This is a genomic window from Duganella sp. Dugasp56 (assembly GCF_047304105.1).
GTDB classification, from domain to species: Bacteria; Pseudomonadota; Gammaproteobacteria; order Burkholderiales; family Burkholderiaceae_D; genus Rugamonas; species Rugamonas hordei.
On the sequence record NZ_JBGLYQ010000091.1, the window covers coordinates 1 to 7507 of the forward strand.

The 7507-nt window shown below is 66.5% G+C and carries 7 protein-coding genes and 1 pseudogene; all 8 read left to right on the top strand.

Annotated elements, in window-relative coordinates:
* A pseudogene (locus ACCD07_RS31855) lies at positions 1–285 on the top strand (chemotaxis protein); the annotation flags it as partial.
* 11 nt (positions 286–296) lie between these two features.
* On the top strand, positions 297–749 hold the full coding sequence (locus ACCD07_RS31860) for a chemotaxis protein CheW (protein ID WP_413449648.1): 453 nt from the start codon (positions 297–299) through the stop codon (positions 747–749).
* Positions 746–1990 (top strand): CheR family methyltransferase, encoded by a 1245-nt coding sequence (locus ACCD07_RS31865; RefSeq protein ID WP_413449649.1) that lies wholly within the window; start codon positions 746–748, stop codon positions 1988–1990. Before ACCD07_RS31860 ends, ACCD07_RS31865 begins: the two co-directional genes overlap by 4 nt.
* 12 nt (positions 1991–2002) lie before the next feature.
* Positions 2003–2689 carry a chemotaxis protein CheW gene (locus ACCD07_RS31870; protein WP_176653520.1) on the top strand — a complete coding sequence of 229 codons (687 nt, stop codon included), beginning with the start codon at positions 2003–2005 and terminating at the stop codon, positions 2687–2689.
* Positions 2686–4947 (top strand): hybrid sensor histidine kinase/response regulator, encoded by a 2262-nt coding sequence (locus tag ACCD07_RS31875; RefSeq protein WP_413449650.1) that lies wholly within the window; start codon positions 2686–2688, stop codon positions 4945–4947. The genes ACCD07_RS31870 and ACCD07_RS31875 overlap by 4 nt, the downstream gene beginning before the upstream one ends.
* Complete coding sequence (cheB, locus tag ACCD07_RS31880; protein WP_353405557.1) at positions 4944–5996, top strand: chemotaxis-specific protein-glutamate methyltransferase CheB; 1053 nt, start codon at positions 4944–4946, stop codon at positions 5994–5996. Before ACCD07_RS31875 ends, cheB begins: the two co-directional genes overlap by 4 nt.
* A gap of 70 nt (positions 5997–6066) precedes the next feature.
* Complete coding sequence (locus ACCD07_RS31885; RefSeq protein WP_176653517.1) at positions 6067–7131, top strand: diguanylate cyclase; 1065 nt, start codon at positions 6067–6069, stop codon at positions 7129–7131.
* The gene (locus ACCD07_RS31890; RefSeq protein ID WP_176653516.1) at positions 7128–7442 is read left to right on the top strand and encodes a pyrimidine/purine nucleoside phosphorylase; all 315 of its coding nucleotides are present in this window, start codon (positions 7128–7130) and stop codon (positions 7440–7442) included. The genes ACCD07_RS31885 and ACCD07_RS31890 overlap by 4 nt, the downstream gene beginning before the upstream one ends.
* Positions 7443–7507 lie beyond the last annotated feature (65 nt).

Sequence of the window (7507 nt, forward strand, 5' to 3'; positions counted from 1 at the left end):
GAGGAGATACGCCGCAGCGTCGGCGAGGTGCGCCAGGTGACGGACCAGTTGTCCGGCGTGATGGACCAGGTGCAGAAGCTGGCGCCGCAGTTCGACGCCGTGCTGCAGGGGATGCAGTCGCAGGCGGTGGGCGCGCAGCAGATTTCGGAAACCATGATACAGCTCAACGACGCCACCCAGCAGACGGTCGAGTCGCTCAAGGCCACCAGCGAGGCGGTGCATCAACTGCAGTACGCTGCGGGCGGTTTACAGACCAGCGTCGCCAACTTCGCCGTCGCGGCCTAGGCGGGCGGACGATGAAGCTGCTGATCTTCCACATCGGCGCCGACCGCTATGGTCTGCGCCTGCGCGATGTGGTGCGCGTCGTGCCGCAGCTGGAACTCAAGCATCTGCCGCTGGCGCCGGACGCCGTCGCGGGCCTGATGGATTTTCACGGCCAGTCGGTGCCGGTGATCGATCTGTGCCGCGCCAGCGGGCTGCCGGCGGCGGCCGATCATTTCGACACCCGCATCATCGTGGTGAACTATCGCCCGCCGGAAGCGCCGCAGGACAGCAGCCACCTGCTCGGCTTGCGCGCCGAGCGCGTGCTGGGCGTGCAGGACGTGGACGAGACGCAGCTGGCCAGCAGCGGCGTGCAGGCGGCGCCCTTCCTCGGCCAGGTCGCCAGCGATGGGCGCGGCATGCTGCAGCTGGTCGAACTTGAACAACTGCTGCCGGCGTCGCTGCGCGCGCTGCTGTTCCAGCCATGACACCCGTCCAGGCCATGCTGCACGGCGCCACCGGCTTGAGCGTATCGAAGTCGGCGGCCGAACGCGCCATCCGCAGCCGCATGGAGCTGCTGGCCGCGGCCAACGAGGACGACTACCTGGAGCGGATGACGCCGGAGGAGCTGACGGCGCTGGTCGAGCTGGTGGTGGTGCCGGAATCATGGTTTTACCGCGACCCGCAGGCCTTCCACGCCACCGCTGAATTCGTCCGCGCGCGATTGGACGCCGACGCCGGCCGCACGGTGCGCATCCTGTCCGTTCCCTGCGCCGGCGGCGAGGAACCGTACACGCTGGCGATGGTGCTGAGCGACGCCGGCATCCCGCACGATAGCTACTTCATCGACGCGCTGGACATCAGCCCTGCCTGCGTGGCGCGCGCCACCGACGGCGTCTACGGACGCAATGCCTTCCGCAGCCAGGACCTGGGCTTCCGTGACCGCCACTTCACCGGCATCGGCGACGAGGAGTACCGGATCTCCGCCGCCATCCGCAGGCAGGTGCGCTTCAGGCAGGGCAACCTGCTGGACTTAGATGTGAGCGCGCGGCGCGGCTATTACGACGTGATCTTTTGCCGCAATCTGCTGATCTACTTCGACAAGCCGACCACCAGGGCCGCGATCGCCCAGCTGGAAGCCCTGCTGACGGATGGCGGCGTGCTGTTTGCCGGCTACGCCGAGGTGCCCTCGTTCTGCCAGTTCGGCTTCATGCCGCTGCAGTATCCGCAGGCATTCGGCCTGAAGAAAGAGGCGCTGCCGTCCGCACCGGCCGCAAGAGCCGCCGCCAGGCAGGCGGCCGGCGCCGCGCCGATGCGGGCTCCGCGCACGCCGCCGACGACGACGGCCCGGCGCCGCGTCGCCCGGCCGCAGCCGGTACCGGTCCAGGCCACCTTGCCGGCGCCGGCAATCGCCATCGACCTGCTGGCCGAAGCGCGCAGGCTGGCGGACCTGGGCCAGTTGAAGCAAGCCGAAACCAGATGCCGCGACCATCTGGCGCAGGCGCCGGATTCCGCCGAAGCGTATTTCATCCTCGGCCTGGTGAACGAATTGACGAACAGGCCCCAGCTCGCGGAAGACTACTGGAAGCGCTGCATCTATCTGCAACCGGATCATTACGAGGCGCTGTGCCACCTGGCCCTGCTGGCCGACAGCAACAACGACCCGGCCACCGCAACCGCGCTGAAGGCGCGCGCCGCGCGCATCTACAAACGCCAGCAGGCATCGTAAAGGCGCCCACTCATGACGACTACACTCTCCCCCATCGCCGTCGCCGATATCGACGACTGCTGGAACCGCATCGGCGTGGTCGGCGACCAAAGCTGTGAAAAGCTCAAGCAGTTCGTCCACTGCCGCAATTGCGACGTGTATGCGGCGGCCGCCCAGCGCAACCTGCAGCGCACCGTCGGCGAGGACTACAGGAAGGACTGGGCCGCGCACTTCCGCCAGGCCGCCACGGACACCGAGCTGCTCGACGCCTCCTGCCTGGTATTCCGCATCGGCCGCGAATGGCTGTCGCTGCCCACCACGATGTTCGTCTCGGTGGCGCCGACGGCCAAGCCGCACCGCCTGCCGCACCGCGCGGCGCGCGGGCTGGGGGGCATCGTCAATGTCGGCGGCACGCTGTATCCGTGCATGTCGCTGGCGGCGCTGCTGGATATCGACGAAACCCAGGGCGAGGCGGCGACCAACCGGCATACCTTTGCCCGCCTGCTGCTGACGCAATGGGAGAACCAGGCCTATGCGCTGCCGGTGGCCGACCTGCACGGCATCCTGCGTTACGCCTCCGGCTCGGTGCAGGCGCCGGCCGCCACCATCAACAAAGGGCTGTCGCGCTTCCTGACGGGCGTGATAGCGCACGAGGACATGCACATCGGCGTGCTCGATGCGGCGCTGATCGGCTACCAACTTGCGAGAACACTGCGATGAGCCAGGATAACGACAACCAGGGCGGAGGAGACCTGAGCCAGTTCTCCATGCTGGACCTGTTCCGCATGGAGGCGGACAGCCAGACCCAGATCCTGACGGAAGGCCTGCTGGCCATGGAGCGCATCAAGGGCGATGCCAGCGCCGTCGAATCGATGATGCGCGCGGCGCACTCGATCAAGGGCGCCGCCGCCATCGTCGGCCTGGAAGTGGTGGTGCAGCTGGCGCACGGCATGGAGGACGCCTTCATCGCCGCCCAGCATGGCAAGCTGGCGCTGACGCCGAATCGGGTGGACGTGCTGCTTGCCGGCGTCGACCTGATCCTGCAGGCGTCGCGCCTGCAGGACAGCGGCGTCGAGGCCTGGCTGGCAGCCAACGGCGGCCAGATCACGCGCACGCTCGACTCCATCGCCACCATCGCCTTCCTGCCGGAGCCGGTCAGCCTGCAGGCGGAAACGGAGCCGCCGCCGCAAGCAGCCATCCCCACGCCCGTGCCCGACGATGCGCCGGCGACCGCCTCGCGCCTGCCCGCCATGAAGCATGCGCAGAACTTCGACAAGCTGCTGTCGCTGGCCAGCGAATCGCGCATCAACGCGCACCAGATGCATCCCTTCATCCAGGATATGCAGCGCTTCAAGCGCAGCCAGAGCAGCCTGTTCTCGCTGATCGAGCAGCTGCACGAGGCGATCTCCAACGGCAGCGACGCCAGTTTGAAAGAGAAATCCCTGCTGGCGCTGCAGAAGAGCCATCCGCTCAAGCAGTTCGTGCTGGAGCACATCGCCGACATCGAAGCCTACGAACGTCGCCTGCTGGCGGTCTCGCAAGGCATGGTGGATGAAGTGCTGACGCTGCGCATGCGGCCCTTCCGCGACGGCGTGCAGGCCTTCCCGCGCATGGTGCGCGACCTCGCCCGCGGCCTGGGCAAGGACGTGCGGCTGCGGATCGTTGGCGAGGATACGCTGGTCGACCGCGACATCCTGGCCAGGATCGAAAGTCCGCTCAACCACATGCTGCGCAACGCCGTCGATCACGGCATGGAGCCGCCGGCCGAGCGCCTGGCCGCCGGCAAGCCGGAGAGCGGCACCATCATGCTCGACGCGAAACACCGCGCCGGCATGCTCAGCATCGAAATCAGCGACGACGGCCGCGGCGTGGACCTGGAAAAAATCCGCCTTCGCGTGGTCGAGCGCAAGATGGCCAGCCCGCAGATGGCGGCCTCGCTGTCGCCGGCCGAGCTGCTGGAGTTCCTGTTCCTGCCTGCCTTCAGCCTGAAGGAGAGCACCACCGAGATTTCCGGGCGCGGCGTCGGCCTGGACATCGTGCACGAAACCATACGCGCGCAAAACGGCACGGTGCGCATCGAATCCGAGTTGGGCGCGGGCTTCCGCGCCTACATCACGTTGCCGTTGACGCAATCGATCGTGCGCGCGCTGGTGACCGACGTCAAGGGCGAGGCCTACGCCGTACCCATCGTGCAGGTGGAACGCGTGATCAAGGTGCCCCAGTCGGCCATCCACACGCTGGAAAACAAGCAGTTCTTCGATTTCAACGGCGAGCATCTCGGCCTGGTGTCGGCCGCGCAGGTGCTGGAACTGGGCGAGATCGGCGCCATCAGCGACGAGCTGTCGGTGGTGGTGGTCGGCAGCGGCGCGCGTCGCTACGCGCTGGTGGTGGACGCCATACGCGGCGAGCAAAGCCTGGCGGTGCAGGCCATCGATCCGATCTTCGGCAAGATGCGCGACATCTCGTCGGCCGCCCTGCTCGACGACGGCGAGCCGGTGCTGATCCTGGACGTGCCGGACCTGCTGCTGTCGATCGACAAGCTGCTGCACGAAGGCGGGCTGCACCAGCTGGCCAAGTCCGACCAGGCCGAGCGCCGCAAGACCAAGCGCATCCTGGTGGTCGACGATTCGCTCACGGTGCGCGAGATGGAGCGCAAGCTGCTGCTCGGCCGGGGCTTCCTGGTCGATATCGCCATTGACGGCATCGACGGCTGGAACGTGGTGCGCAGCGGCGACTACGACCTGGTGATCACCGACGTCGACATGCCGCGCATGGACGGCATCGAGCTGGTCACACTGATCAAAAAGGACATTCACCTGCATAAACTGCCAGTCATGATAGTCTCTTACAAAGATCGACCGGAAGACCGCGCCCGCGGGCTGTCGGCCGGCGCCGACTATTACCTGACCAAGGGCAGTTTCCACGACGAGACGCTGCTCGACGCCGTCAACGATTTGATTGGGGACGCCCACAGATGAAGATCGCCATCGCCAACGATGTCGCCATGGCAGCCGAAGCGCTGCGGCGCGTGGTCGCTAGCACCGCCGAGCACCAGGTGCTGTGGATCGCCCGTACCGGCGTGGAAGCGGTGCGCATGTGCGCCGAGAACCGCCCGGACCTGATCCTGATGGACCTGAACATGCCGGAGATGGACGGCGTCGAGGCGACCCGCGTGATCATGGAGCAAAGCCCGTGCGCCATCCTGGTGGTGACCGGCCGGCCGCAGGACAACGTCAACCAGGTGTTCCGCGCGCTGGGCGCCGGCGCGCTGGACGTGACGGCCACGCCGGTGCTGCAAGGCCAGCCTGGCGGCGACATCGAACTGCTGGCCAAGATCCGCACCATGGACAAGCTGATACGGCACAGCGGTGGCAACCAGGCGATGCTGCCGAAAACCGCGGCAGCCAACGGCAGCGGCAATGGCGTCGTGCTCGATGCGCCGGGCGGTCCGGAGCGCGTCACGTCGCTGCTGGCGATCGGCGCGTCCACCGGCGGCCCGGTGGCGGTGTCCAAGATGCTGGCCGGCTGGAAGCCGCCGCGCGGCTGCGCCGTGGTGGTGGTGCAGCATATCGACCGCCATTTCGCCGACAACTTCGCCCGCTGGCTGGGCGAGCAGCTGGAAATGCCGGTGCGCGCCGCAGAGGAAGGCGACGAGCTGGTGGCCGGCACCGTCCTGATCGCCAAGAGCAACGACCACTTAACGCTGGATCAAAACCATCGCTTGCGTTACGATGCCAACCCGAAGGACTATGCCTACCGTCCCTCGGTCGACGTGTTTTTCCATTGTGTGGCGCAGCACTGGAAGGGCGAGGCGGTCGGCGTGCTGTTGACCGGCATGGGCCGCGACGGCGCCGAGGGCCTGCTGGCCATGCGCCGCGCCGGCCACGCCACCATCGCCCAGGACCAGGCCAGCAGCGCCGTCTACGGCATGCCGCGCGCCGCCGCCGAGCTGGAAGCGGCGCAGATGATTTTACCGCTGGCGAAGATCGGGCCGGTCTTGCGCGGCACCCTAGGCGGACGTTCCTGAACCCAGAACGCCCGCCCGATTCGCACGTCCTGCGCCAGAACGCCCGGGTTCATATTCAAAGAGAACACAGATGTCCGAAGCACTTGTAATCGCAGCCGATCCAGAACAGTCGCTGACTATTTTCAAAGTCCGCGTGCTGCTGGTGGACGATCAGCTGATCATCGTCGAGGCGGTGCGCCGCATGCTGAGCGATCAATCCGATATCGAGTTCCATTACGTGACCGACGCCACGCTGGCCTTGTCGACCGCGCTGCAGCTGCAGCCGACGGTGATCCTGCAGGACCTGGTGATGCCGTCGATCGACGGCTTCGGCGCGATCAAGCTGTATCGCGAGGAGGAGGCGCTGCGCCATGTGCCGGTGATCGTGCTGTCGGCCAAGGAGGACCCGAAACTGAAGGCGCACAGCTTCGCCACCGGCGCCAACGACTACATGGTCAAGCTGCCGGACAAGCTGGAACTGCTGGCGCGCATCCGCTACCACTCGGGCGCCCACATCAGCCGTTTGCAGCGCGACCAGGCCTTCCGCTTCCTGCGCGAGAGCCAGAAGCAGCTGGCCGACGCCAACATCGAACTGCAAAAGCTGGCCGCGCTCGACGGCCTGACCGGCATCGCCAACCGCCGCCGCTTCGACGACACCATGCGCATCGAATGGCAGCGCGGACAGCGCGACCAGAAGCCCTTGACGCTGCTGATGTGCGACGTCGACTTCTTCAAGCTGTACAACGACAGCTTCGGCCACCTGGCGGGCGATTTGTGCCTGAAAAAGGTGGCTGCCGTATTGACCGAACATTTAAAGCGCCCGGCCGACCTGGCCGCGCGCTACGGCGGCGAGGAATTCGCCATTATCCTGCCGGAGACACCGCTGACCGGGGCACTGATCGTGGCCGAGTCATGCCGCCGCCACCTGGAACAGCTAGCCATCGAAAACCCGCAAGCGGACACCGAATTCTCCACCGTCACCATGTCGATCGGCGTGGCCAGCGTGGTGCCGTCGGCGTCCTCCAATTTCGAGGAGCTGATCCAGCAAGCCGACCAGGCGTTGTATGCCGCCAAGCGCGGCGGCCGTAACCGCGTGGTGAACGCGGCCGACATGCCTGGCATCCCCCCATCGAACCAAGGAAAAACAGCAGCATGAGTGCTCAATTTGATCAAGTCAGCGTCGTCAAGAAATCGAACATCTACTTCGACGGCAAATGCGTCTCGCACAATGTGATCTTCGCGGACGGCAGCAAGAAAAGCGTCGGCGTAATCTTCCCGTCCAGCCTGACCTTCAACACCGGCGCACCGGAAAAGATGGAAATCATCGGCGGCGTGTGCAAGGTGCGCCAGGCCGGCGCCAGCGACTGGCAGACCTACGCGGCCGGCCAGCAATTCGACGTGCCCGGCAATTCGAGCTTCGACATCGAGACCGTCGAGACAGTCGATTACGTCTGCCACTTCGGCTAAAAAACGGCGGGGGGGGGGGGGGGCGGGGGGGGGGGGGGGGGGGGGGGGGGGGGGGGGGGGGGGGG

Bases quoted from the DNA above. Each gene is read 5' to 3' on its own strand.
- ACCD07_RS31860 (WP_413449648.1), top strand. From the start codon at position 297: ATGAAGCTGCTGATCTTCCACATCGGCGCCGACCGCTATGGTCTGCGC.
- ACCD07_RS31865 (WP_413449649.1), top strand. From the start codon at position 746: ATGACACCCGTCCAGGCCATGCTGCACGGCGCCACCGGCTTGAGCGTA.
- ACCD07_RS31870 (WP_176653520.1), top strand. From the start codon at position 2,003: ATGACGACTACACTCTCCCCCATCGCCGTCGCCGATATCGACGACTGC.
- ACCD07_RS31875 (WP_413449650.1), top strand. From the start codon at position 2,686: ATGAGCCAGGATAACGACAACCAGGGCGGAGGAGACCTGAGCCAGTTC.
- cheB (WP_353405557.1), top strand. From the start codon at position 4,944: ATGAAGATCGCCATCGCCAACGATGTCGCCATGGCAGCCGAAGCGCTG.
- ACCD07_RS31885 (WP_176653517.1), top strand. From the start codon at position 6,067: ATGTCCGAAGCACTTGTAATCGCAGCCGATCCAGAACAGTCGCTGACT.
- ACCD07_RS31890 (WP_176653516.1), top strand. From the start codon at position 7,128: ATGAGTGCTCAATTTGATCAAGTCAGCGTCGTCAAGAAATCGAACATC.